The organism is Moryella indoligenes (genome assembly GCF_030812885.1).
GTDB classification, from domain to species: Bacteria; Bacillota; Clostridia; order Lachnospirales; family Lachnospiraceae; genus Moryella; species Moryella indoligenes.
On sequence record NZ_JAUSTO010000017.1, the window covers coordinates 14,412 to 37,661 of the forward strand.

Sequence of the window (23,250 nt, forward strand, 5' to 3'; positions counted from 1 at the left end):
GAAACAGGCAGACCGGCGCGCATATACAGTGGCGTGCCGGTCTGTTTGTTCAGATATTGTATCTCTATGCGCTGTGGGGTAGCGGGAGAGAGAGGTTCGGATAGCGGCGCAGCACCTGATACAGATCCTCCAGCATCTTTGAGAGATGGGGGCTGTAGTCCTTTTCCGCATACTTGCAGGCGAGCGTATAGTGATTTGCCGCTGACTGGATTTTGTCCAGTTTGATATCCAGATATGCAGAGTAGGCTTCCTCCTTGGAGCGTCCCCACTGTATGGAGACTGTGTGGAAGCACTTCCTGGCCTCCTCAAAATAGCTTGAGGACTCCTTATATTTCTCCAGCTGATAGTAGATGATGCCGAGATTTGTATAAGCCATACCCAGACCGGAGGTGAGTGGAAGATACTGGTTGCTGCGCACTGCCTTGCTGACATATTCCAGTGCATTTTCCCAGTGATGTTTCTCCATCTCGATTTCGCCCATATAGTTGTAGCAGGCGATCAGAGAGGTCGTACAGTTTGGAACTGTTCGCTTGATTCCCTCGAGCTTATGAATCAGTTCTGTGAGTATATCTGCGGCTTCCTCAAAGTGTCTGGTCTTAATATAGTAGAGGGCACGCAGACGCGAGATGGCATAGATCTCCAGAGGAGGATACTCATGCCGTGTGAGCAGGTCCTCACAGTGTGAGATGTACTGATCCATCATGCCGAGATCATAGATCTGAATTGCGTAGTAGATCAGCTGCAGGTAGCTGTTCATCAGATATTTTGCATTGTTCAGCTTCAATGCGTTTTCAATGCAGGTGTTGATATTTCGATACCCCTTTTTATAATCTCCGCAGGATAGATCATAGCGGCCGATCAGATATTCCATCTTCATACGGAGCTCCGGATAGAATACATTATCTACCGGAAGATCGCGTATCTGCTGTGCAAGGGGAATCAGAATATTTGTGCTGGTGTCCGGATCAGGATTCAGCAGATTCTCAAAGACCTTGGTCGTGAGTATGGGATAGACTTCCTGAAGCCCGGAGAAAAAGTACATATAGTATTCCAGCTTGTAGTAATAGAACTTGTAGATATCCTTTGCATTTTCAAAGTAGAAGATAAGCTCTGGCATTGCGGAGAAATTGGAGCCGCTCTGGTAACGTCGCTCTGCATCCAGCGCCAGTACCCGATAGTAGGACATCTTGCGTCCGGTGGACATCTTTGAGAGTATGTAGTTTTTGACCAGGACATGAGAGAAGCCATAGCTTATGGAAAAATCATCCACCTCTTCCACAATGAAATGGAAGCGGATGAGATTCTCAATCAGATCGTACAGTTCAAGCTCTGAGTAGTTCAGGATCAGTTTGATCTGGGTAATGCTGATATTTTTGTAGGCAATGGAAATAATATCAAGCAGTTCCTGCTCCGCCGGGCTCAGTCCCATAAGTCGGCTCCGTATGATGTTTGAGATCTTCGGCGTCAGAGCAGAATGCAGGAGTGAATGTGCTCCTTCTTTATCAATAATGTTGAGAAGCTCATTCAGGAAGAAGACATTTCCGTTGGAATAGCCGTATATCTGTTTCAGATCGTCGGCGGACAGTGAGAGCTTTGGGTAATAGTTTTGAATGAGTTCTTCTGTCTCAGAGAGTGAGAAAGGCTTCAACGGAATCTGACGTATGAGTGAATTTCTCGCGAGAGAAATATTCATCTCTTCCAGCTCCTTCGTATGAGTGAGGCGACTGGTAGCGATGACAAAAAAGGGTTGCTCTGCCATATGAAACAGCAGGTTGGTGAGTATGATAATACTGAAGGAATCCATCCATTGAATATTGTCCAGGAGAAAGATGATATGCTGCTGGTGGTCACTGTCACAGCGTTCCTGCAGGATTTTACTCAGAAGCGCACCGCATTGCGTCGCCATCATGTGGAAGTCCTGGAAGTCATCGGAACCCTGACGAATCGTACGGAAGCGCTCCTCCTTATCGGAGAGACGGGGAGAGATCGTACGTATAATATCGTTCCATGATTTCAGATATAGCTCGGCATCTGTCTGACAAAAACAGAAGGAGAATACCGTGTAGTCGTTGTCCAAAAAGAGGCGGTTCAGTTCTTCCAGCAGGGCGGTTTTTCCAATGCCGGCTTCGCCCGCAATCAGGGCACAGTTTTCCGAACCGTGTATGCGCTTTACGCAGTGTCGCTCAACCAGGTCTAAAATTTCGTAGAGTTCATTCTTTCTGCCGATGAAGTCAGAGGAATTCTCAGGATGTGGATGACTAATCTTCTTTCGCAGGTCTAAAATTTGATTGAAGAGCGCCAGAGTTTCTGCCTCGGGCTCAAGCTCGTACTCATTATGCATGATATCTACGAGATGCTGATAAACAGAAATTGCGCTTGAGTATTCTCCGTTCTCTGAGAAGAATAAAATGATATTTCGAAAAAATTTTTCGTCGATGTAAAAGGTGTCAAGCAGCTTTCCGGAGAGTTCCAGAACAAGCGATGCCTTACGGGATAATATAGCGCTGCCTATATGCTCCTTCAGAGTGTCAATATATTGCTTTTTCAGACTGCGCTGGCAGTTTTCCATCCAGTCCTCAAACTCAAGACAATTTTTAATATAAAAATCCTTTAAAAATTCTTCACGGTAATTCTCCAACAAATTATTCTGAAGCTGATCAATATCTACTGATACTTCCGGGTTCAGAGTTATGGTAGAATTGCCGGTGAGACTGATAACCTCCGGGCTGAGTGTCTTTTTCAGATGGTACAGGGCATCGCGGAGATTCTTTCTGGCATTATTCTCACTGCAATCAGTCCAAAAGATGTTGATTGCCATACTCCGCGTAATTGTCTTCATCCAGCAGAGATAATAAAAAAGTCCTTCCGCTTTCTTATAGGGGAAGGCTACTACAGTATTGTCCATGATGACACATGGCTGCCCAAGCAGACGGACATGAATGGTGCTTTCGTTCATAGTTGTCCCCCATCTATGATGTAATTAGCTGTTATATAGTAACGATTTTTAATGCATTATCTCATACTATATATATATATTCAACAATTGAATCAAAGAACTACTGCGGATCGGACATGTAAAAGACATAACAGTTGAGCGAAGAGGCTTTGTCCGTCAGAATTTTAGATAAAGAGTTGAAACAATAAAAATCAATATGACAGACTGCATGCAGATAATAGATAATTTTTTCGATTGCCCTTATAATGATCATATACAGGATTTTGCTTATATGATATACAAATATAAAGGAGTACAGCATGGAATACAGACATGAAAAAAATCTGATCGCGCTATATGATGAGAGCGGAGAGCGGCTTGCACGGGTTGAATTTCCGGCAGTCGGAGAGAATATTGTGGAAGTGACACATACGGTCGTAGATGAATCCGTGCGAGGACGAGGGATTGCGGGCCAGCTCATGAAGGAGCTGGTGAAGGAACTGCAGAAGGATGGCAGAAAGGCCGAGCTCTCCTGTTCCTACGCGGTCAGCTGGTTTGAGAAGCATCCGGAGTGCGGCGATGTCCTGCAAGAATAAAAAGCTGGAGGAGATGTCTCTTCCGGAGCTGCGGGCAGAGATAGACAGTCTGGATCTTCAGCTTCGGGAGCTTCTGATGCGCCGTATGGACTGTTCCTTTCAGGTGGCCCGGGAGAAGGCAGAGAGCGGAGAGCTTCGGGTGTACAGGGAGGAGCGGGAGCGGGAGATGCTGTCACGGCTCGGCGGGAATATTCCCGCCGGGCGCAAGCGGGCATATCTTGCCGTGCTGCGAAAGATCACGCAGTGCAGCCGCATGTATCAGTACGCACTGCTCTGCAATTGGGGAAAGATTTCGTTTTCGGCTCTTTTGGAAGAAATCGGAGCGGAAAAAGCGAGCACCCGGGTCTGTGTGACATTTATCAGAAGTGCAAGCCCCGAGGCGCTGGGGGAACTGCTTGGCACGGTGGGAGATTACGGTTACTGTGTTGAGAAGCTGGAATTGAAAAAGATGGAAGCGGAAGGAGAGAATGTCTGCATTTTCCTCACGATTCTGGGGAATATTCAGGAAACGAATATGCAGACCCTTCTGCTGCAGCTTGCGGCGGAAAGTAATCATTTTAAAATACTGGAAACTGCTTGACAAAACAGCTGGTTCAGAGTATATTCTTTAACGCAGCAAGAAAGTGTGTGTGTAGCTCAGCTGGATAGAGCACTTGGCTACGGACCAAGGTGTCGGGGGTTCGAATCCTCTCACGCACGCGTAGCCCTCAAGCCCGGACGGACTTGGGGGCTTTTGTTAGTGATAAAGGCCAGCGTTTCCGGGTGATGTATTGCAGGAAACAGGAAGATGAGGCTATGAGACGTATTTTCTGGGGAGGAATGTACCTGCTTGCGGCGGCTCTTGCAGCTCTGACGATCTATCTCTATGTGCTTCCGGAGAGTGAGATCGTCCTGTCGGAAGGAACAGCGGCAGAGCAGCAGGAGACACAGACTGTGATGCCGGTTTTTACCATTGGCGGCGTCACGGTGGAGACTGGAAGCACCAGGCTGGATGCTCTGCTCGATGCAGGTTTTCAGCTGAAGTTCGAGCTGGATGGAAATATCTATGACCTGAATGTAAAAAACAGCTCGGCAAATGCACATATGCAGTATGAGGTTCTGTTGTTTCGCGGAGAGCAGCGTGTGGCGAAGCTCTGGTATACGAATACTTCCGCAGAGCCGAAAAAGCCGGGGGATTGCACGATAGACGGTCTGGAATTCACTTCGGATGCGCCGGGCTGGAAGATACTGCCGGTACTGGTAGATGGCCAGGATATGAGTGAACTGGATATCACCGGCGTGGCGGAGGCATTTCCCGCTTTCACAGAAAAAGAGGGAGCAGTGACAGAGTACAGGAGGGCGGCAATCTCAGAGCAGCAGTCCATGGTAGCGTATATTCGCGGCGGTGAGGGACAGGAGATTGCGGCTTTTGGGATCAAAAACTATATGCCGGGCTCCGGAACGGCGGAAGGCGGTGCAGAGCAGAGCGATGGGAATCATTGAGACTTCAAAGCTGGTTTATGATTATGTCACCAGAGATGACGAGGAAAAGGTTCAGGATGTAAACCGGGCGATTGATCATGTGAACCTGAATATCACGCCGGGTTCCTTTGTTGCGGTGCTTGGACACAACGGTTCGGGGAAATCCACCTTTGCAAAGACGCTGAACGGGATATTGCTTCCTACGGAGGGCACTGTTCTGATCTCCGGAGCGGACACAGCGGACGATGCGCGCCTTCTGGATATCCGCCGCACGGTCGGCATGGTGTTCCAGAATCCCGACAATCAGATCATTGCGAATGTCGTGGAGGAGGATGTCGGCTTCGGGCCCGAGAATCTGGGCGTCCCGACCGGGGAGATATGGAAGCGCGTGGACGCGGCGTTGACGGCGGTGGGAATGACGGCCTACCGCCTCAAGTCGCCGAACCGTCTCTCGGGCGGACAGAAGCAGAGAGTTGCAATCGCGGGTGTTATGGCAATGAAGCCGCAGTGCATCGTGCTGGACGAGCCGACGGCCATGCTCGATCCGAACGGACGCAAGGATGTTGTGCGAACCATCATGGAGCTGAATAAGCAGGAGAATATCACGGTGATCCTGATCACGCACTATATGGAAGAGGTGATCGGAGCGGATCGCGTGATCGTGATGGACGATGGCAGAGTGATGATGGACGGAACGCCGCGAGAGGTGTTTTCAAGAGTCGAGGAGCTGAAGAAGCTGCGCCTTGACGTCCCGCAGGTGACGGAGCTCGCATGGGAGCTGAAGCAGGGCGGAGTTGCACTTCCGGACGGCATTTTATCAATTGATGAGCTGATGGAGAGCCTGCTACCTCTTCTGAAGGAGCAGAGCGGGAAGTAGTCCGGAGCAGCGGGGATGCGGGGGAGAATTTTCCGGAAGCATCGTGGAACAGAAGGCAGCGGCAGAGCTTAGAGTCGCTTACACAGTGGCAGGTAGCGCAGATACGGAGAAGTGGAATGTCAATCCGAGCGGAGCATCTGACTTATATTTATGGCAAGGGCACGGCTTTTGAGCAATACGCCCTGAAGGACATTAATTTTGAGATTCCGGACGGCCAGTTTGTTGGCCTGATCGGACACACGGGGTCGGGAAAATCGACCCTGATACAGCATCTGAACGGCCTGATCCGGGCAACGGAGGGCAGGATATTCTTTCATGACGAAGATATCTACGCGGAAGGCTACAACATGCGTAAGCTCAGAACAAAGGTGGGGCTTGTGTTCCAGTACCCGGAGCATCAGCTCTTTGAGGTGGATGTCTTCTCAGACGTCTGCTTCGGGCCTAAAAATATGGGCCTGCCAAAGGATGAGGTAGAAGCGCGGGCCCGGGAGGCGCTGCGCATGGTGGGACTGGATGAGAGCTATGACAGACAGTCTCCCTTTGAGCTCTCGGGAGGCCAGAAGCGCCGCGTTGCGATCGCCGGAGTGCTGGCGATGCGGCCTGAGGTGCTGATTCTCGATGAGCCGACGGCGGGACTGGATCCGAAGGGACGCGACGAGATTCTCGATAAGGTCAGTGAGCTGCGGCAGGAGCGCGGGCTCACGGTGATCCTTGTGTCGCACAGCATGGAGGATGTCGCGAAATATGCGGATCGCCTCATGGTGATGAGCGGAGGAGAGAAGCTCTATGACGGGACACCAAAGGAGGTGTTTCGGCATTACAGAGAGCTGGAGCAGATTGGACTCTCCGCACCGCAGGTCACTTACATCGTGCAGGAGCTTAAGAGCCATGGGATAGAGCTTGGCGAGGATATTACAACAGTACCTGAGGCGCGCGAGGCGATATTGCGACTTCTCGGCAGGGAGGCAAAATGCTGAAGGATATCACACTTGGACAGTATTATCCCGTCGATTCTCCTCTGCACAGACTGGACCCAAGAACCAAGCTGTTTGGAACCATGGTATACATTATCTGCCTTTTCCTCTGCAATTCCTGGCCCGGCTACCTGTTGGCAACGCTGGTGCTGATCGGCATCATCCGTCTCTCCAATGTGCCCTTCGGCTATATGGTGCGCGGACTGCGCGGGATACTTTTTCTGCTGCTGCTCAGCGTGAGCTTCAACCTCTTTCTGACAGACGGGACCGTGCTTTTTTCGCTGGGCATCCTTAAGGTGACGCAGGAGGGACTCAAGACTGCGGCATTCATGGCGCTGCGGCTAGTCTATCTGGTGCTCGGCTCCACGGTGATGACACTCACGACGACTCCGAATGCGCTGACGGACGGCATGGAGAAGGGGCTTGGATTTTTAAAGCGCGTGCGTGTGCCCGTGCACGAGATGTCCATGATGATGTCGATTGCACTCCGCTTTATCCCCATACTTATGGAAGAGACGGATAAGATCATGAAGGCGCAGATGGCGCGCGGGGCCGATTTTGAGAGCGGGAATCTGATTCAGAAGGCGAAGGCCATGGTTCCGCTGCTCGTGCCGCTCTTTGTCTCGGCCTTCCGCAGAGCTACAGATCTCGCAATGGCGATGGAAGCGCGCTGCTACCACGGCGGGGACGGAAGAACAAAGATGAAGCCGCTTAAGTATACTGCGGCAGATCGCATAGCGTATCTGCTTCTGTTACTGTTTTTCCTGCTGACCCTTCTGCTTCGCTGGCTGTTTTAAGAAGGCATTGCCTGAATCGGCGTCTTCCCGGGTGGGACGGCGCTGCGCATCCGGTGACGGGACAGGAGGCAGAAAGAAATGAGACGAATCCGACTTACCGTGAGCTATGACGGAACAGAGTATCACGGCTCACAGCTTCAGCCGAACGGCATTACGATAGAAGCGAGACTGAATGAGGCGATACGGAAGCTCGGAGGGGGGAGCGACGTGATCTTTGCCAGTCGGACGGACGCGGGTGTTCATGCACTGGGAAATGTTGCCGTCTTCGATACGGAACTCCGCATGGCAGCGGATAAGTTTGTCTTTGCACTGAATCAGCGCCTTCCGGAGGATATACGTATCCGCCACTCCGATGAAGTGGAGCTCCAATGGCATCCGAGAAAGCAGAACTGTAAAAAGAGCTATGAATACAGAATCTACAACAGCCGGATTCCAAATCCGCTGCAGCGGCGCTACGCGCAGTTCTGTTACTATAGTCTCGATACGGAGTGCATGCGGAAGGCTCTCGGCGCGCTGATCGGGGAACATGATTTTGCGGCCTTATGTTCCTCCGGAAGCAGCGCGGAGCATACGGTGCGGCGCATATACAGTGCGGAGCTTCTGGAGGAGGGCTCCCCGGGTGACAGACTCATCACTCTCCGCATCTGCGGCAGTGGTTTTCTCTACAATATGGTGCGCATCATCGCGGGAACCTTGCTTCAGATCGGTATGGGACGTCTCCGGCCGGAGCAGATGGCAGAAATCCTGCGCTCCCGTGACCGGAGACAGGCGGGACCTGTGGCTGCGGCCTGCGGGCTCACGCTGAAAAAAATTGAATTCCTTCCTGCTCTGCTTCCGGAGCTTCAGGCGGAGAATGAGGACTGGAGCTATGTGCTGGATCAGCGCAGAACAAAGGAGAGCGGCGGAAGCTGCCTCACCATACGACGCTGTGCGGAGCGGGATTATGAGGCCCTGCTCACGCGGCTGCTGCATGAGACACACAGAAATGGAGCTGTATACACACTTCTCAGGGATCTTGAGAGGCCGGAGAGACTCGCCGCCGGACAGCGCTATGGCTACTATCTGCTTTCGGCACATGAGGGAGTGTATCCCGTCTGCGCGCGGGATGCGGGAGAGGACAGAAAAGCTGCAAAAGACCCGGAAATACAGGCGGAATTTTATTCTGCGGGTGGTTGACAGCCGGGAATAGTTCAGATATAATTTATGTCTGTGACGCCATAGGTATGTTTTCACCAAGCCCCGGAGAAGCATACTGAGGATATTCACGTATAATCAGGTTTAAAGACACGGATCTTTGCTCCCGTGTCCAACGCAGGAGGATAAACATGAAGAGTTTTATGGCGAATCCGGATACCGTTGAGAGAAAATGGTATGTGGTCGATGCGGACGGAGCCACCCTTGGACGCCTTGCTTCCCAGGTCGCTGCCGTTCTGAGAGGTAAGAACAAGCCGATCTTTACCCCGCACGTTGACTGCGGCGATTATGTTATTGTTGTGAATGCTGATAAGATTCAGGTCACCGGCAAGAAGATGGATCAGAAGATCTACAGATCCCATTCCCTGTATGTCGGCGGTCTGAGGGAGACCACGCTCCGCGAGATGAAGAACAAGAAGCCGGAGAAGGTTATCGAGAATGCAGTGAAGGGTATGCTTCCGAAGGGACCGCTGGGCGAGCAGATGTACAGAAAGCTGCACGTCTATGCAGGTGCGGAGCACAATCATCAGGCACAGAAACCCGAAGTTCTTGAAATCAAAGGCTGAGTTCAGAAAAAGGAGCGTATAGAAAATGGCAAGCGAGAAATACTACGGAACCGGAAGAAGAAAAACTTCTGTTGCCAGAGTCTATCTGGTACCGGGAACCGGCAAGATTACGATCAACAAGAGAGATCTCGAGGATTACCTCGGACTGGATGTTCTGAGAAGCACTGTGAAGCAGCCGCTCGTTGCGACTGAGACGACCGATAAGTTTGACGTTATGGTCAACGTGCTCGGCGGCGGTGTTTCCGGTCAGGCAGGTGCGATTCGCCACGGTATCTCCAGAGCACTGCTTCAGGTGGATGAGGAGTATCGTCCGATCCTTAAAAAGGCAGGCTTCCTCACCAGAGATCCGAGAATGAAGGAGAGAAAGAAGTACGGTCTCAAGGCAGCTCGTCGCGCACCGCAGTTCAGTAAGCGTTAATCGAACGAGATTTTACAACTTAAATGGCTCAAAAACCCCGGTAAATCAACGTTTTCCGGGGTTTTGCTATATAAATTCTTTGTTTGTGTTTGGCTGATTTTGTCCTGATTTATCTGATTTTGATCCTGTTTTTTTGAGTTAAAGATGGGGCAACCGCCTGTTTTGATGGGGTTTTGAGTTAAAAAATGGGGCAATTTTTGACTCTTGGAGCGCCTCTAAAGTGAAATTTTGAGGGGTCGTTTCATATGTCGCTTCTTTCTCTGACCTCTTTATCGGGGCTATCTGATTTTGTACTAATCTGACATATTTGAATATAGTTTATCGTACATAGCGCGTCTGTTACCCAAAGTGACGCTTGGGTTGGCAGATGCGCTATTTTTTTGCCCCGACGCGGGCGGAAGGAGGTGTGTGCGTGAAAGCGTATGGCAAGTCGTGGGACTACAACGTATATGACTGCCGGTACTGCCTGTACTGGAAAGGTAAGAAAAAAGGGCGTATCTATCTGGACGGCTGCTGCTGTCCGATACAGCAAAAGCCGCAAGGAAGAAACGGCGTAGACCAGTCCCGTTATGAAACAGTAAAAGAGGATACCGCACCTGTTTCAGCGTGCAGGGATTGTCCCTACGGACGAGATTCCCCCTGCATCGGGTGGTGTACAAAGGAGGTCATGCACTCCTTAGGACGTCAAAAGGAGCGTGACAGACCCCATGTATGATTACTTCTACGGCGCAGAAGCGGAACAGTTCTCCTTCTACCGCATCCCCAAAGTGCTGTTCACGGAGGAACGGTTCAGGAACATCTCCGCAGAAGCTAAAGTGCTCTACGGTCTGCTCCTCGACCGCATGAGCCTGTCGGCAAAGAACGGCTGGTTGGATAAAGAAAACCGGGTGTATATCATCTTCACCATCGAGGACATCATGACAGCTATGGGCTGTGCCGATCAGAAAGCCGGTAAGCTCCTGTATGAACTGGAAAGCAAATGCCGCCTCATAGAACGTAAACGACAAGGTCTCGGCAAGCCCAATCTCATCTATGTGAAGAACTTCATTACCCCCTCTGAATCACGTTTCTTGAATCGTGAAAATCACGATTCTGGAAAAGTGAAAATCACGGATCAAGAACCGTTAAAATCACGATCTAATAATACTGAGAATAATAATACTGATCTTAGTGATACTGATTCTTTTCTCTTCACTTCGTTTGGAGAGGATCACGGACGGGAATCGAAACGAAGCGATGCAGAACAGAGAGAACAATACAGAAAGCTCATTATGGAGAATATCTCATACGATACGCTCCTGATTGACCTTCCATATGAACAGGACATCCTTTCCGAAATTCTTGAACTCATGGTCGATACGGTCTGTACGACCAAGCCCACCATCCGCATCTCCGGCGATGATAAGCCCTCCGAAGTGGTCAAGAGCCAGTTTCTGAAACTGGACAGCGAGCATATCCGCTTCGTCATGGAAGGACTGAAGGAAAACACCACCCGTATCCGCAACATGCGCCAGTATCTGTTAGCAACTCTGTATAACGCCCCTCTGACCATCGGGAACTACTACCGAAGTCTTGTCAGCCACGATATGTCGGAGGGATTCATTTAAGCCGTAGGTAATGCCTGCGGCTTTAATCATTTCAGGAGGTGATGACCGTGCCAAAGAAAGAGCCACAGGAACAGGTTCAGCAGATACCGCTGTCAGAGATCCGTCCATTCAGAAACCATCCCTTCAAGGTACTGGACGACGAGCTGATGCAGCAGACGATAGACAGCATCATGCAGGTGGGCATTCTTAATCCCGCCATTATCCGCCCCGCACCGGAGGGCGGCTACGAAATGGTAGCCGGACACAGACGGCTTCACGCCGCCGACCTTGCAGGTCTGAAAACAATCCCGGCAATCGTCCGGAACCTTACAGATGACGAGGCGGTGATCCTCATGGTAGACAGCAACCTGCAACGCGAAACGATCAGTCCCATGGAACGGGCGCAGGCGTACAGGATGAAGCTGGAAGCGCTGAAGCATCAGGGAAAGCGAGTTGATCTGGAGGATAGATCAACTTCTCGCCAACTTGGCGAGAAGTCGTCATGGGCAGTAGCAAAGGTCGGTTCCGATGCAAACGAAAGCGAAAGACAAGTCCACCGTTATATCCGCCTCACCGAGCTTTTGCCGGAGGTTCAGGAAAAGGTGGACAGCAAAGAGATCGCATTCAGTCCCGCAGTGGAGCTTTCGTATCTCACCCACGAGGAACAAAAACAGTTTCTTGAAGCGATGGACTATTCGCAGAATACGCCCTCCCTCTCCCAGGCGCAGCGATTAAAGAAGCTCAGCCGCGAGGGTAAATGCACCCAGGAGGCCATGTTTACCATCATGTCCGAAGACAAGAAGGACGATCTGACACGCATCACGCTGGACAATGACATCCTCCGCAAATACTTCCCTCGAAATTACACACCCCTGCAAATGCAGCAGACCATCATCAGGCTGCTTGAACAGTGGCAGAAAAAACGGCAGCGCCAAAACGAGCGCTGAGAAAGGCAAGGTATCCTATGAACGTAAATATCACAATCAACGGCGATATCCACATTCATTGCGCCGGCTGCGGAGATTGTGGTGATTTCTATGAGAACGACTATGACGAGGCGTTTGAAATGCCGGATGAGGATGAAGATGAAATCACCGAGCTTCCCCCGGAGGAAGCTGAAGCTGTGCTGAAGGCGGTCGCGGAGCTCATCTTTCCGCTTCTGCGGGCAGAAACGAACGACTGAGGTGGGAAGCATGAAAGAATTTGATGTGACCATCACCGAAACACTGAAGCTCACCGTCTCTGTGGAAGCCTCCTCCAAGGAGGAAGCCGAGCAGATGGTAAACGACCAGTGGCGCGCCGGAGATCATGTGCTGGACGCGGACAATTTCGTGGATGTGGAGTTTGAGAGCAACGACGGCAAAGAGCTCTCCGCTGAAAAAGAGCAGGACAACACCATGGAAGTCCTTATGGTGGAGCCGGGACAGTACCCGCACATGGAGAGGATCGGCTCTGATCTCGCGTCCTTACAGAAAGCCGTGGATGGAGATATCCAGGCCATTTATCCCTATGATGACCCTGTGGCACTGATCTGCGGAGAAGAAGCCAAGCTGGAAGTCAAGCCGCTGAACCGCGCTCTGCGAGATGAGAACGGTGAAATCTATGATATCATCGCCGGAAAATTCTTCATCTGCGGTCTGGGAGAGGAAGACTTTGCTTCGCTTCCGAAGGAGCTGCAAAAGAAGTATGAGGACAAGTTCCATCAGCCTGAAGCTTTCTTAAAGATGGGTAGCAAGATCATGGCTATACCCACCGAGCCCGCCAAAGCCGTGGTTAAGGGGAAAGCGGCACCGGCTGCGGAGCGATGATGGTTTATTCAATAACAAGCAAGGAAGGAGGGATGCCCGATGCAGGAAGAGGTTGAACACAGAACCGTTACCCTGATCATATCCGCAGTCAAGTTGACCGGAAGAGAACTGAAAGCGGCGATCGGCAAATACCTCGCCAGCCGAAAAGCGCAGAAGCAGCAAGGAAGAGCCGCAATCAAGCCGAACGGCAAACAGACGGTGAAACAACTCGTCGGTCAGAATCAGGGCGTATCCAACATCGAAGTCACCGAGAGCAACATCAAAGGCTTTGACCGTGTGGCGCGAAAGTACGGTGTAGATTACGCCATCAAGAAAGATAAGACCGGCGAGATCCCCAAGTATCTCGTCTTTTTCAAAGCGCGGGATGCGGATGCGCTCACCGCGGCCTTTACCGAATACAGCGGCAAAAAGGCAAAAAACAGGGAAAAACCGTCCATCATCAAGATGCTCAGAGCGCTTCGTGCGCCAGAGATCGCAAAGGATGTGACGAAGGTTCGCAACAAGGACAAGGGGCTGGAGATATGAAGAAGCCGCTGAATATCAAGAAGCTCCTGCTCCCCAACATCCCGTACGCGTTCATTGCCCTGCTGGGAACAAAGCTCGGGCAGGCATGGCGGCTGGCGCAGGGAGCGGACGTATCCGCAAAAATTCTCGGTTTCCTTACAAAAGGTCTCGGAGAAGCCTTTTCCTCGCCTCTGCCCAGTTTTCATCCGGCTGATCTGCTTGTGGGCATCGTGATTGCATGCGCTATCAGGCTGATCGTCTATGTCAAAGGCAGAAACGCAAGGAAATTTCGGAAAAACATGGAATACGGCAGTGCCCGTTGGGGCACAGCGGACGATATTGCCCCTTACGCTGCACCTAAGCTTGAGGACAACATCATCCTCACCCAGACGGAACGTCTGACCATGAATAACCGTCCCAAAGACCCAAAGACGGCAAGGAACAAAAACGTGCTGGTGGTGGGCGGTTCCGGCTCCGGTAAGACAAGGTTTTTCATCAAGCCGAATCTCATGCAGCTTCACAGTTCCTACGTTGTAACTGACCCCAAGGGCAGTATCGCCGTCGAGTGCGGCAAGCTCATGCTCCGTAACGGGTACAAGGTCAAAATCTTCAATTCCATCAATTTCCGAAAATCCATGCACTATAACCCCTTTGCCTATCTCCACTCGGAAAAGGATATCCTGAAACTGGTGACGACGCTCATTGCCAACACAAAGGGCGACGGAAAAACCGGGGATGATTTCTGGCAGAAGGCGGAAACACTGCTCTATACCGCTCTGATCGGCTATATCCACTATGAGGCTCCCGAGGAGGAACAGAACTTCGCAACGCTCATTGAGTTTATCAATGCCATGGAAGTGCGCGAAGATGACGAGACCTTCGAGAACAATGTGGATCTGGCCTTTAAGGAGCTGGAATCCAGAGAGCCGAACCACTTCGCCGTGCGGCAGTATAAGAAATATAAGCTGGCGGCGGGCAAGACGGCGAAAAGCATCAATATCAGCTGCGGGGCCAGATTAGCCCCCTTTGATATCCAGGAGCTTCGGGAGATCACCCTGTACGACGAACTGGAGCTGGACACCATCGGGGACAGAAAGACCGTGTTGTTTCTCATCATGAGCGACACGGACAGCACCTTCAATTTCCTGATCTCCATGATCTACAGCCAGCTCTTCAACCTGCTGTGCGAGAAAGCTGACGACGTGTACGGCGGCAGGCTGCCTGTCCATGTGCGGTGTCTTATCGACGAGTGCGCCAACATCGGGCAGATTCCTAATCTGGAGAAACTCATGGCCACCATACGAAGCCGTGAGATCTCCGCCTGCCTTGTATTGCAGGCGCAGTCGCAGCTAAAGGCACTGTATAAGGACAACGCGGACACCATTATCGGCAACTGTGACAGTTCCATCTTTCTCGGAGGAAAGGAGCCGACCACGCTCAAGGAACTGTCGCAGGCGCTGGGACGTGAGACCATCGACACCTACAATACCGGCGAGAGCCGCGGGCGTGAGGTGTCTCACAGCCTGAACTACCAAAAGCTCGGCAAGGAGCTTGCAACCATCGACGAGCTGGCGGTTCTGGACGGCGGCAAGTGCATCTTGCAGCTCCGCGGTGTGCGTCCCTTCCTCTCGGATAAGTACGACATCACCAGACACCCCAACTATAAATATCTTTCGGATGCGAACCCCAGGAACGCCTTTGATATTGAAAAATATCTGTCCACAAGGCTCGTTCCGAAAGCAGATGAGGTCTACGAGGTATTCGACGCAGGCCGCGTCTGAGAGCAAGCCCGTCGTCGTCAAAAGCGACGGCTTTTCATATATAAAAACGATCAAATAAATTTTCAAATAAAACTGACAAGTGTATTATTGGTTTTCTAGAGGCAATATTAATGTTCTTTGCTTCTTTGGAAAGGGTCACTGAACTAAAAAAAGAGTCACAGAAAAAAAGTATTGACAAGTAGGTTAGCTTATGCTAACCTAATTACCGACATGAGTGTCGATAATGAGGAGGGCAATATGACCAGAAAGCGTTTGACACCTGCCGAAAGAAAAGAAGAAATCCTAAACATTTCACTCCGGGTTTTTTCGGAAAAAGGATACAAAAACACCAGCATGAGAGACTTGGTGAATGCAACCGGGCTTTCTGCAGGAGGTTTGTATCACCATTACAAAAGCACGGCAGAAATCCTCTATGATTTAATGCTGCAAGGCTGCGTTTATCGTGAAAGCAAAATCACTGAAAGCCTTAAGGAACTGACGGGACCGTTGAGCGCAAGGGCTTTAGCAAAAATCATCGTTGATAAGGCTTTGGCTAGCAACCCATTTATTCCTGTGTATGTGATGTTTTTACAGTCCATGCAGGAGGATGAACAGCTGCTGTGCCTTTATCAAAAGCTGAAAGAACGCAGTATCGACCATCTTACACAAATGCTAACGGATCATGGATGTAGAGATTTTTCTGAGGAAACGTGGACGTTTATCAATGATTTTATCAATACGCTGATTTTAGGCTGCGAAACATTAGGCGTCCGACAAGATTTTGTTTCTAAACGCCTTCTTCTGGAAAATATGATGGTTGATGTTTTAAAAGAAAATAGAAAAGAGATTGATTAAGATGAACAAAAACAGTCAGGAACTTCTAACGGAAAAACCGTTTAGCATCATGTTAAAGCTCTCGCTGCCAGCCATTCTGGGCATGATCGTCATCGGTCTTTACCCATTAATGGACGGAATTTTTGCCGGCCAAATTTTGGGTGAAAAAGCGATGACCGCCGTGGGAATCGCAATGCCGTTTACCTATATCAACACGGGGATCGCAACGCTGATCGGGGTCGGATCGGCTTCCCTGTTATCCAGAGCGCTTGGCGCGCACAATCAGGAAAAGATTGACAAGATCATGGGCAACCTTTGTTTCTGGATTTTATTGCTGTCGTCTTTCGTTGCCGTCCTGGGCTTTATTTTTTGCAGACAGCTCCTTACGCTCTTTGGTGCAGGCGGAGAGCTTTTGGATTTGTCCGCCCGGTATCTGCGCATCATCTTTATCGGCTCCATTTTTGTGAACTTTGCCCAAGCCGCCAATATGGTGATGCGTGGCGAAGGATTGATGAAACGAGCCATGCTGATTATGGCAATGGGGGCAGGTATCAACATCATCCTGGATCCGATTCTGATGACGCTTATGGGAGAGCGTGGCATAGAAGGTGCGGCGATTGCCACCATTACAGCGCAATTCCTTCAGGCACTATTTACTCTTTGGTATTTCAAAGCAAAAAGTGAAGTTGTAAAAATCGGTAAGCTCAAACGAGAACCGGACATATCCGGCGAAATGTTTTCCGTCGGCGTATCCGCCATGCTCATGCAGGTTTTAACGATCATCCAGCAGCGCTTTCTTTACAGCCAAGCGTTTCATTACGGCGGGGATACGGCGGCGGCGATTATGGCTGCCTCTTTAAGGATACAGGCCTTCTCTTTCATTCCGCTTTGGGGGATGAGCCAAGGGCTTCAACCCGCTATAGGTGCTAATTTCGGTGCGAAGCAATTTGCTAGGGTAAAGGAAATCTTTAAGGTTTTCACACTTAGCTCTATTGTTTTGACGGCGTGCTTTTGGCTTCCGGGAGAAGCCTTTGCAAAACCCATTCTACGCTTGTTTGGTTTATCTGATCAAACGCTGGTTTTGGCTGTCCCAAGTTTTCGCATTATGTACAGCATCTTCATCGTCTATGGCGTGATGATTATGCTCATGACGTTTTTCCAAGCGATTGGGGACGGAAAAACAGCCGGCATTCTGGTCATGCTAAGGCAGATTATCTTCTATATTCCGGTTGTTATTCTTCTGCCGCTTCTGACTGGAGGTCAGAGCCTTTGGTACGTCTTGCCGATTGTAGACGGCACCATCGTGCTGTTAGGGCTTTACAGGTATTATGCCACAATAAAAAGATGGAACAAGCCGCTTGATGCTGCTCACAGCATGACCTCACATAGATTGCAGACGGATTCAAAAATATAAAATATCTTTACCGTGAGCCGATTATTTTTGTTATAAATTTAGCTTCCTTTTGCCCATCGGATACGCTGACAATACAAATAACGGCAATCGTTAAATAGAATTTGGACGCGGAGGTCGCTATGTCACAAACGTCAGAAACGTCTTTTCCCGCGAAAACGACAGGTAAAGAACGCAAAAATGTTATTTTCCGGAACGTAATCATCGTTGTTCTTTTAATTTTTTCTGTAGGCTTTTTCATCATTGGGTCTGCCGCATATTATCACTATTGCAGCATACGTAAAGAAACACCCGCTAACATGAATCCGGTTATCTCTAAATACGAGTATCTGGAGCGTACCGAATACTTTGTCCCTTCGGATAAAGGCTTGAATCTTGCCGCCTACCTATATCAAAACACGGATGAAGTAAAAGACGGGTCAAAACCTCTTGTAGTTCTTTCGCATGGACTCGGTTTAGGCGGACACATCCTCTATATTGATGTTATTGATATTCTGGTCAACAACGGTTACCGTGTTTTTACTTATGATGCTACGGGCTGTGACAACTCAGAAGGTAAAGGTATTTATAGCTATGCGCAGGGGTTGAAAGATCTGGACACGATCCTGACCTTTGTAAAGATGCAAGAAGAATTTCGAGGGATTCCGATACTGCTTTGGGGGCATAGCTGGGGTGCGTATAATTCCTGCGCAGTTGCTCAAAACCATCCTGAAGTCATCGGAATCGCGGCTCTTTCAGGATATAACAAGATGACACTGCCCATTGCCTGTAACGGTGTATCAGGGAAAATTTTTTACCCCTATATCACGCTGTTTAACCGTCTAATCTCCGGGAGAATAGCGAATGTGACCGCTATAGAGAGCCTAAGGATGTCTCGGGCGAAGGTATTCATTGCCCATGGCGCGGAGGATAAGATGATCCGTGCGAAGATTGGCTATCATGATTTTTATAAAACTTTCAAAGAGGATGAACGCTTTACGCTCATGTGCCTGCAAAACAGACAACATATGAACGTTTATTGCGATGATAAAACAGCGAAGTACAGGGATTCTTTTGAAAAAGGGATGGATTTATCAGGCTACGCTGAAGCGGATCGGGAAATGTGGTACGGCGCGGATTCCGATTTGATGCGGCAGATTCTGAACTTCTATGCCGATTGTTCGACTGATTACGAATGCAGCAAGTAAAAGTTGAAGCATAAAGTAATCTTTGTCACAAGTCGGCAGAAACCAACAAGAAGGAGTGATTTATATGAAAAGCAAAAAATGTGATTTTGATGAAGCGTTTGACCGCGCTTCGGACAGCAAGGAGCTTATGCGGAATGAAGATTTACTAAAAGAGATAGAGAGTTTAAACCTTGACGTTCCTCATGAAGTTATGCAGCGGATCGAGAGTGATATTGAGCAAAGTGAAAACCAGCCTAAAATCAGCGTGAACGGTTTAAACAAAGCACTTATGAGCGTTGCCCCGGAGTACAAGGGCAGAATGCGGCTGTCTGTTATTTTTGCCTGCCTTGGTGAGATTTTTAGTTTCGCCACCTATTTCTTTAGTGCTTACGCTGCCGGTTGGCTTATAAAAAGTGCCGGCGGAAATCCGACCGGTTTTGATGAACTTCTGAAATATGCTTTGCTCGCCATGGGTTCATTATTGCTTTACTTTATACTTACCGGATTCAGCACAACCATTTCACACAAAACATCCTTTTCCATACTTGAAAAACTTAGACAGACTCTATTTGAAAAACTGAAGGTGATTCCAATGGGATACCTGGTGGACAATCCGGTCGGTAAGATCAAGGTGATTATTATGGATCGAGTCGCGGATATGGAAGATTGGGTAGCCCATCTCATGCCGGAACTGCCAAGCCGTCTTTTACATCCAATACTTTGTGTGATTATTTTGTTTTTCCTGGATTGGCGTATAGGCTTATCGATTTTCGCTCCATTACCTGTCGTTTTTATAGGGATGGCGACAATGATGTACAAATACCGCAGCAGGATGGCTGTCTGGCTATCAAGTTATGCCAATGTTGCGGATAGAAGTGCTGAATATGTTCGTGGAATCCCTGTCATCAAAGCTTTTGCACAAGATAAGGTTTCTTACGGAAAATTTGCAGATGCAGTGAAATTCTATCATTTCTCCACAATGAAGTGGTGGAAGCAAAGCTGGTTTGGCAAAGCCTTAATGACTGCAGCAATGATGACACCGCAAATTGTGAGTATGCCCTTAGCTTTTTATTTATATGGGAACGGACAAATAAATATCGAAACCCTGCTTTTATCACTTATCCTGCCGATTGCCATTCTTCCGCAGGCTTATGCGATCATGATGAGTTTTGAACTCTTTCAGATGGCATCCAACACCTGGGTGTCTATACAAGAACTGCTTGATATGCCTGCCCAAAAACGCCCTGATGCTGACAATAGAGCGGCTATCGACAAAAATAAAGGAATTAAATTAGATGATATAAGCTTTTCTTATCACGATGGAACTGAAATATTGCATCATATCTCCTTTGAAACCAAGCCTGGCGAAGTAACCGCACTTGTGGGCCCTTCCGGTGGAGGGAAATCCACGATTGCAAAACTTTTGGCGGGTTTTTGGGATCAGTCGTCAGGTGTAATTTCTCTTGGCGGCGTGGATACAAGGAATATCTCGTTTAATCAGCTTGCTGAAGAGGTTTCTTTCGTTTCTCAAGATAACTTCCTGTTCGATGTAAGTATCAGGGATAATATTCGTCTCGGCAAGCCGGGCGCGACTGAAGAGGAAATTATTGCGGCGGCAAAGGCCGCACATTGTCATGAGTTCATTATGGCGCTTCCTGACGGATACGATACCAAAGCAGGCGAAGCAGGCGGCGCAATGTCGGGCGGTGAACGTCAACGCATAACGCTTGCCAGAGCCATCTTGAAGCCCGCTTCAACCATTATTTTAGACGAGGCAACCGCTTATGCCGATCCGGAAAATGAAGCGCTTATTCAAGAAGCAATATCTCATCTTGTAAAGGGAAAAAATCTTGTGATTGTCGCGCATAGGTTGAATACCATCAAGCAGGCACATCAAATCATTTTAATTGATAAAGGTCAAATCATAGCCAAGGGCAGACATGATGATCTGATGAAAGAACCACTCTATGCAAGTCTGTGGAAACAATATTTAGGGGAGGAATAAGAGATGAAGTTTATCAGATTGTCGTTTAAATTAGCAGGACAGTATAAAAACCGCCTGAAAGCGGGAATGTTCCTTATTTTTCTACAAAACGCTTCCATGTTATTTGGCTTTTTCGCTCTCTTTCTTGCATTTGGTTGGATGAATGAAACTACCGGCAGACATATTTGGACGATTTTCGGCGTGCTGTTTGCTTCCTTCCTTTTCAATTTTCTGGCAGGTTGGGCGAAAAGCGGTCTTAGCGATGGTGTTTTCTTTGGTATTTTCAAGGATTACCGACTTACAGTCGGCGAAAAGCTTAAAAAAGCTCCTATGGGATATTTTGCCGAACAGAGTCTTTCAAGAATTATGGCGGCTTTTACTAATGTCATGAAAAGTCTTGAAAACTACTCGTCAATGAGCATTGATTTTGCCGTTTCCGGCATTTCAATATCCTTTTTCCTCTTGATTGGTATGTTTGGTGTAAATACTAAAATCGGAATTTTAACCTTAATTTGCTTAACTCTGATTTGGCTCTGCGTATTTCTTATGGTAAATCAAGCAAAGAAAGAGATTGTCCGGGAACATGCTGCAATTACCAAGGTAGGTGACGCCCTTGTTGACAGCATCAGCGGAATTCCCGTGCTTCGCAGTTTTCCATTCGCGGATACGGGTGTTGTAGAAGAAATACATTCTAAATTGAAGAATGCTTCTGAGGAACTCAGACTTTCTCAGGTACATTTTGAGATAGTTTTTGTTATTTGTTCAAGAATTTTTACGACCGTCATCAATCTTTCGAGCCTGCTTGTTACACTCTTTTCCTGTTATCTTTATACTAAGGGAGAGGTTTTATTGCCGCAAGCACTCACCGTTTCGGCGGCAGGCTTTATGATTTTCGGGGGCTTGAAGCAGCTTGAAAATGCGGCAATCCTGATGGTAAAAAACCCTGCCAACATGCAGTATTTGGACGAGGTTTTAGATATCCCTGAAATAAGCGACGGTACTTTGGCAGTGATGGCAAATCAGGACATTGTCTTTGACAAGGTAGGCTTTAGTTACGATAAGAGAAATCCGATTCTAAAAGATATATCATTCACTATTCCTCAAGGCTCAAAGACAGCAATAGTAGGACCCTCCGGCTCCGGGAAAACCACCATTATCAATTTGATATCCCGTTTTTATGACGTTGACAGCGGTGAAATCAGATTGGGAAACAGGGATGTACGGGATTATAAAGTCGAAAGTCTGCTTAAAAATCTCTCTCTTGTTTTTCAGGATGTTTATCTTTTCCAAGATACCATAGAAAACAATATCCGCTTTGCAAATCCAAAAGCAAGCCACAAAGAAGTGGTGGAAGCTGCTAAAAAGGCGCGTTGCCATAATTTTATTATGGAACTTCCCGATGGCTACAGCACCATGGTAGGCGAAGGAGGAAGTTCCCTTTCCGGCGGAGAAAAGCAACGGGTTTCCATTGCTAGAGCGTTACTTAAAAATGCACCGATTATTCTTCTAGATGAAGCTACCAGCTCGGTCGATCCCGAAAATGAACACGAGATTCTGGCGGCTATCGAAGAATTGTCAAAAGGGCATACAGTAATTTCCATAGCTCACAGACTTTCTACCGTGAGAAAAGCCGATCAAATCTTAGTGATTGACGACGGCAAATTGGTGCAAGAGGGTAAACATAGCGATCTGATAAACATGGATGGTATTTACTCAATGTTCATCAAGGCAAGAGAACGAGCAGCCAACTGGAAATTATAAAAATGATAAATTTTTCCCGCAAACCATAACCAATTGCTTGGGAACATACAGATTATTTTTAAAGCGACTAAGAACAAAAAATCTTAGTCGCTTTTCTACGATTCAAAATAAAGGATAGATGAACTTTTATGGATAACAAAACAGGAACAAGCGGTTTATAGATGAGGTCTACGAGGTGTTCGACGAAGGCCACGTCTGAGAGCCAAGCCCGTCGCCGTCAAAAGCGGCGGCTTTTCATATATATATAAAAACGATCAAAGACACCTCCTCGCTTGCAGGGCCGGAATGAATTTCACAACAAAATACTGAAAGGAGACGCTGGAATCGGGGGCTGCATCGCAGCTTTTATTCCGGCTCCTGCTATTCTGCGAGACTAAAAACCAATCCATCCCATGGATTCCGGCAAATCAATCTTATGGCATTTTTCAATTCTGCTGTCGGTGTTCTCCAGACCCTCGTCGTAGCGCTCGGTGCCGGTCTTGGCATCTGGGGCGCGATCAACCTGCTGGAAGGTTACGGCAACGACAATCGGGCGACACGTTCGTAAGTGAAAAGCTTGCGCACAAAGTCGAAGGGCATTGACCCGAAAACTTTGGAGAACTGATATTCCGATTGGTG

At 48.6% G+C, this 23,250-nt stretch carries 21 protein-coding genes, 1 tRNA gene and 1 pseudogene; 22 read left to right on the forward strand and 1 reads right to left on the reverse strand.

Annotation, left to right across the window (positions count from 1 at the left end):
- Positions 1 to 64 precede the first annotated feature (64 nt).
- Positions 65 to 2,956, reverse strand: coding sequence for an AAA family ATPase (locus J2S20_RS10260; protein ID WP_307255292.1), 2,892 nt, complete (start codon positions 2,954 to 2,956; stop codon positions 65 to 67).
- Positions 2,957 to 3,255: 299 nt separating this feature from the next.
- Between J2S20_RS10260 and J2S20_RS10265 the strand changes: the two genes are divergently transcribed.
- The 22 genes and pseudogenes from J2S20_RS10265 (at position 3,256) to J2S20_RS10370 (ending at position 23,179) form a co-directional block, all read left to right on the forward strand.
- Entirely contained in the window at positions 3,256 to 3,531 is a 276-nt protein-coding gene (locus tag J2S20_RS10265; protein WP_307255293.1) for a GNAT family N-acetyltransferase, read from the forward strand.
- Positions 3,515 to 4,111 (forward strand): chorismate mutase, encoded by a 597-nt coding sequence (locus tag J2S20_RS10270; protein WP_307255294.1) that lies wholly within the window; start codon positions 3,515 to 3,517, stop codon positions 4,109 to 4,111. The genes J2S20_RS10265 and J2S20_RS10270 overlap by 17 nt, the downstream gene beginning before the upstream one ends.
- Before the next feature lie 45 nt (positions 4,112 to 4,156).
- A tRNA-Arg gene (locus J2S20_RS10275) sits at positions 4,157 to 4,230 on the forward strand.
- 96 nt (positions 4,231 to 4,326) lie between these two features.
- Positions 4,327 to 5,013, forward strand: a complete 687-nt coding sequence (locus tag J2S20_RS10280; protein ID WP_307255295.1) for a hypothetical protein — start codon at positions 4,327 to 4,329, stop codon at positions 5,011 to 5,013.
- Entirely contained in the window at positions 5,000 to 5,869 is an 870-nt protein-coding gene (locus J2S20_RS10285; protein WP_106613150.1) for an energy-coupling factor transporter ATPase, read from the forward strand. Before J2S20_RS10280 ends, J2S20_RS10285 begins: the two co-directional genes overlap by 14 nt.
- A 116-nt stretch (positions 5,870 to 5,985) precedes the next feature.
- Positions 5,986 to 6,846 carry an energy-coupling factor transporter ATPase gene (locus J2S20_RS10290; protein WP_307255297.1) on the forward strand — a complete coding sequence of 287 codons (861 nt, stop codon included), beginning with the start codon at positions 5,986 to 5,988 and terminating at the stop codon, positions 6,844 to 6,846.
- Entirely contained in the window at positions 6,840 to 7,640 is an 801-nt protein-coding gene (locus tag J2S20_RS10295) for an energy-coupling factor transporter transmembrane component T family protein (protein WP_106613148.1), read from the forward strand. Before J2S20_RS10290 ends, J2S20_RS10295 begins: the two co-directional genes overlap by 7 nt.
- Positions 7,641 to 7,718: 78 nt before the next feature.
- Positions 7,719 to 8,459 (forward strand): annotated as a pseudogene (gene truA / locus J2S20_RS10300) (tRNA pseudouridine(38-40) synthase TruA); the annotation flags it as partial.
- Positions 8,460 to 8,965: 506 nt separating this feature from the next.
- Positions 8,966 to 9,400: a 50S ribosomal protein L13 gene (gene rplM, locus J2S20_RS10305; protein WP_307255299.1), complete on the forward strand. Its 435-nt coding sequence runs from the start codon at positions 8,966 to 8,968 to the stop codon at positions 9,398 to 9,400.
- 25 nt (positions 9,401 to 9,425) lie between these two features.
- Complete coding sequence (gene rpsI, locus J2S20_RS10310) at positions 9,426 to 9,818, forward strand: 30S ribosomal protein S9 (RefSeq protein ID WP_106613145.1); 393 nt, start codon at positions 9,426 to 9,428, stop codon at positions 9,816 to 9,818.
- 707 nt (positions 9,819 to 10,525) lie between these two features.
- On the forward strand, positions 10,526 to 11,425 hold the full coding sequence (locus tag J2S20_RS10315) for a DUF6017 domain-containing protein (protein ID WP_307255312.1): 900 nt from the start codon (positions 10,526 to 10,528) through the stop codon (positions 11,423 to 11,425).
- A 41-nt stretch (positions 11,426 to 11,466) separates the two neighbouring features.
- Positions 11,467 to 12,351 (forward strand): ParB/RepB/Spo0J family partition protein, encoded by an 885-nt coding sequence (locus J2S20_RS10320; RefSeq protein WP_334307400.1) that lies wholly within the window; start codon positions 11,467 to 11,469, stop codon positions 12,349 to 12,351.
- 17 nt (positions 12,352 to 12,368) lie between these two features.
- Positions 12,369 to 12,587: a hypothetical protein gene (locus J2S20_RS10325; protein ID WP_307255301.1), complete on the forward strand. Its 219-nt coding sequence runs from the start codon at positions 12,369 to 12,371 to the stop codon at positions 12,585 to 12,587.
- Positions 12,588 to 12,597: 10 nt separating this feature from the next.
- Positions 12,598 to 13,212, forward strand: coding sequence for a DUF3846 domain-containing protein (locus tag J2S20_RS10330; RefSeq protein WP_307255302.1), 615 nt, complete (start codon positions 12,598 to 12,600; stop codon positions 13,210 to 13,212).
- Positions 13,213 to 13,251: 39 nt separating this feature from the next.
- A complete protein-coding gene (locus J2S20_RS10335; RefSeq protein WP_307255303.1) occupies positions 13,252 to 13,737 on the forward strand; it encodes a PcfB family protein in 486 nt (161 codons plus the stop codon).
- Complete coding sequence (locus tag J2S20_RS10340; RefSeq protein ID WP_307255305.1) at positions 13,734 to 15,497, forward strand: VirD4-like conjugal transfer protein, CD1115 family; 1,764 nt, start codon at positions 13,734 to 13,736, stop codon at positions 15,495 to 15,497. Before J2S20_RS10335 ends, J2S20_RS10340 begins: the two co-directional genes overlap by 4 nt.
- A gap of 237 nt (positions 15,498 to 15,734) precedes the next feature.
- On the forward strand, positions 15,735 to 16,331 hold the full coding sequence (locus J2S20_RS10345; RefSeq protein WP_307255306.1) for a TetR/AcrR family transcriptional regulator: 597 nt from the start codon (positions 15,735 to 15,737) through the stop codon (positions 16,329 to 16,331).
- A 1-nt stretch (position 16,332) separates the two neighbouring features.
- Positions 16,333 to 17,724, forward strand: coding sequence for an MATE family efflux transporter (locus tag J2S20_RS10350; protein WP_307255307.1), 1,392 nt, complete (start codon positions 16,333 to 16,335; stop codon positions 17,722 to 17,724).
- A gap of 119 nt (positions 17,725 to 17,843) precedes the next feature.
- Positions 17,844 to 18,908, forward strand: coding sequence for an alpha/beta hydrolase (locus J2S20_RS10355; protein ID WP_307255308.1), 1,065 nt, complete (start codon positions 17,844 to 17,846; stop codon positions 18,906 to 18,908).
- Between the two features lie 64 nt (positions 18,909 to 18,972).
- Entirely contained in the window at positions 18,973 to 20,892 is a 1,920-nt protein-coding gene (locus J2S20_RS10360; RefSeq protein WP_307255309.1) for an ABC transporter ATP-binding protein, read from the forward strand.
- A 3-nt stretch (positions 20,893 to 20,895) separates the two neighbouring features.
- Positions 20,896 to 22,632, forward strand: a complete 1,737-nt coding sequence (locus J2S20_RS10365; RefSeq protein ID WP_307255310.1) for an ABC transporter ATP-binding protein — start codon at positions 20,896 to 20,898, stop codon at positions 22,630 to 22,632.
- A 415-nt stretch (positions 22,633 to 23,047) separates the two neighbouring features.
- Positions 23,048 to 23,179 carry a Maff2 family mobile element protein gene (locus tag J2S20_RS10370; RefSeq protein ID WP_036598639.1) on the forward strand — a complete coding sequence of 44 codons (132 nt, stop codon included), beginning with the start codon at positions 23,048 to 23,050 and terminating at the stop codon, positions 23,177 to 23,179.
- Positions 23,180 to 23,250: the final 71 nt, after the last annotated feature.

Coding starts and splice junctions, on each gene's coding strand:
- J2S20_RS10260 (WP_307255292.1), bottom strand. CDS start 2,956: ATGAACGAAAGCACCATTCATGTCCGTCTGCTTGGGCAGCCATGTGTC.
- J2S20_RS10265 (WP_307255293.1), top strand. CDS start 3,256: ATGGAATACAGACATGAAAAAAATCTGATCGCGCTATATGATGAGAGC.
- J2S20_RS10270 (WP_307255294.1), top strand. CDS start 3,515: ATGTCCTGCAAGAATAAAAAGCTGGAGGAGATGTCTCTTCCGGAGCTG.
- J2S20_RS10280 (WP_307255295.1), top strand. CDS start 4,327: ATGAGACGTATTTTCTGGGGAGGAATGTACCTGCTTGCGGCGGCTCTT.
- J2S20_RS10285 (WP_106613150.1), top strand. CDS start 5,000: ATGGGAATCATTGAGACTTCAAAGCTGGTTTATGATTATGTCACCAGA.
- J2S20_RS10290 (WP_307255297.1), top strand. CDS start 5,986: ATGTCAATCCGAGCGGAGCATCTGACTTATATTTATGGCAAGGGCACG.
- J2S20_RS10295 (WP_106613148.1), top strand. CDS start 6,840: ATGCTGAAGGATATCACACTTGGACAGTATTATCCCGTCGATTCTCCT.
- rplM (WP_307255299.1), top strand. CDS start 8,966: ATGAAGAGTTTTATGGCGAATCCGGATACCGTTGAGAGAAAATGGTAT.
- rpsI (WP_106613145.1), top strand. CDS start 9,426: ATGGCAAGCGAGAAATACTACGGAACCGGAAGAAGAAAAACTTCTGTT.
- J2S20_RS10315 (WP_307255312.1), top strand. CDS start 10,526: ATGTATGATTACTTCTACGGCGCAGAAGCGGAACAGTTCTCCTTCTAC.
- J2S20_RS10320 (WP_334307400.1), top strand. CDS start 11,467: ATGACCGTGCCAAAGAAAGAGCCACAGGAACAGGTTCAGCAGATACCG.
- J2S20_RS10325 (WP_307255301.1), top strand. CDS start 12,369: ATGAACGTAAATATCACAATCAACGGCGATATCCACATTCATTGCGCC.
- J2S20_RS10330 (WP_307255302.1), top strand. CDS start 12,598: ATGAAAGAATTTGATGTGACCATCACCGAAACACTGAAGCTCACCGTC.
- J2S20_RS10335 (WP_307255303.1), top strand. CDS start 13,252: ATGCAGGAAGAGGTTGAACACAGAACCGTTACCCTGATCATATCCGCA.
- J2S20_RS10340 (WP_307255305.1), top strand. CDS start 13,734: ATGAAGAAGCCGCTGAATATCAAGAAGCTCCTGCTCCCCAACATCCCG.
- J2S20_RS10345 (WP_307255306.1), top strand. CDS start 15,735: ATGACCAGAAAGCGTTTGACACCTGCCGAAAGAAAAGAAGAAATCCTA.
- J2S20_RS10350 (WP_307255307.1), top strand. CDS start 16,333: ATGAACAAAAACAGTCAGGAACTTCTAACGGAAAAACCGTTTAGCATC.
- J2S20_RS10355 (WP_307255308.1), top strand. CDS start 17,844: ATGTCACAAACGTCAGAAACGTCTTTTCCCGCGAAAACGACAGGTAAA.
- J2S20_RS10360 (WP_307255309.1), top strand. CDS start 18,973: ATGAAAAGCAAAAAATGTGATTTTGATGAAGCGTTTGACCGCGCTTCG.
- J2S20_RS10365 (WP_307255310.1), top strand. CDS start 20,896: ATGAAGTTTATCAGATTGTCGTTTAAATTAGCAGGACAGTATAAAAAC.
- J2S20_RS10370 (WP_036598639.1), top strand. CDS start 23,048: ATGGCATTTTTCAATTCTGCTGTCGGTGTTCTCCAGACCCTCGTCGTA.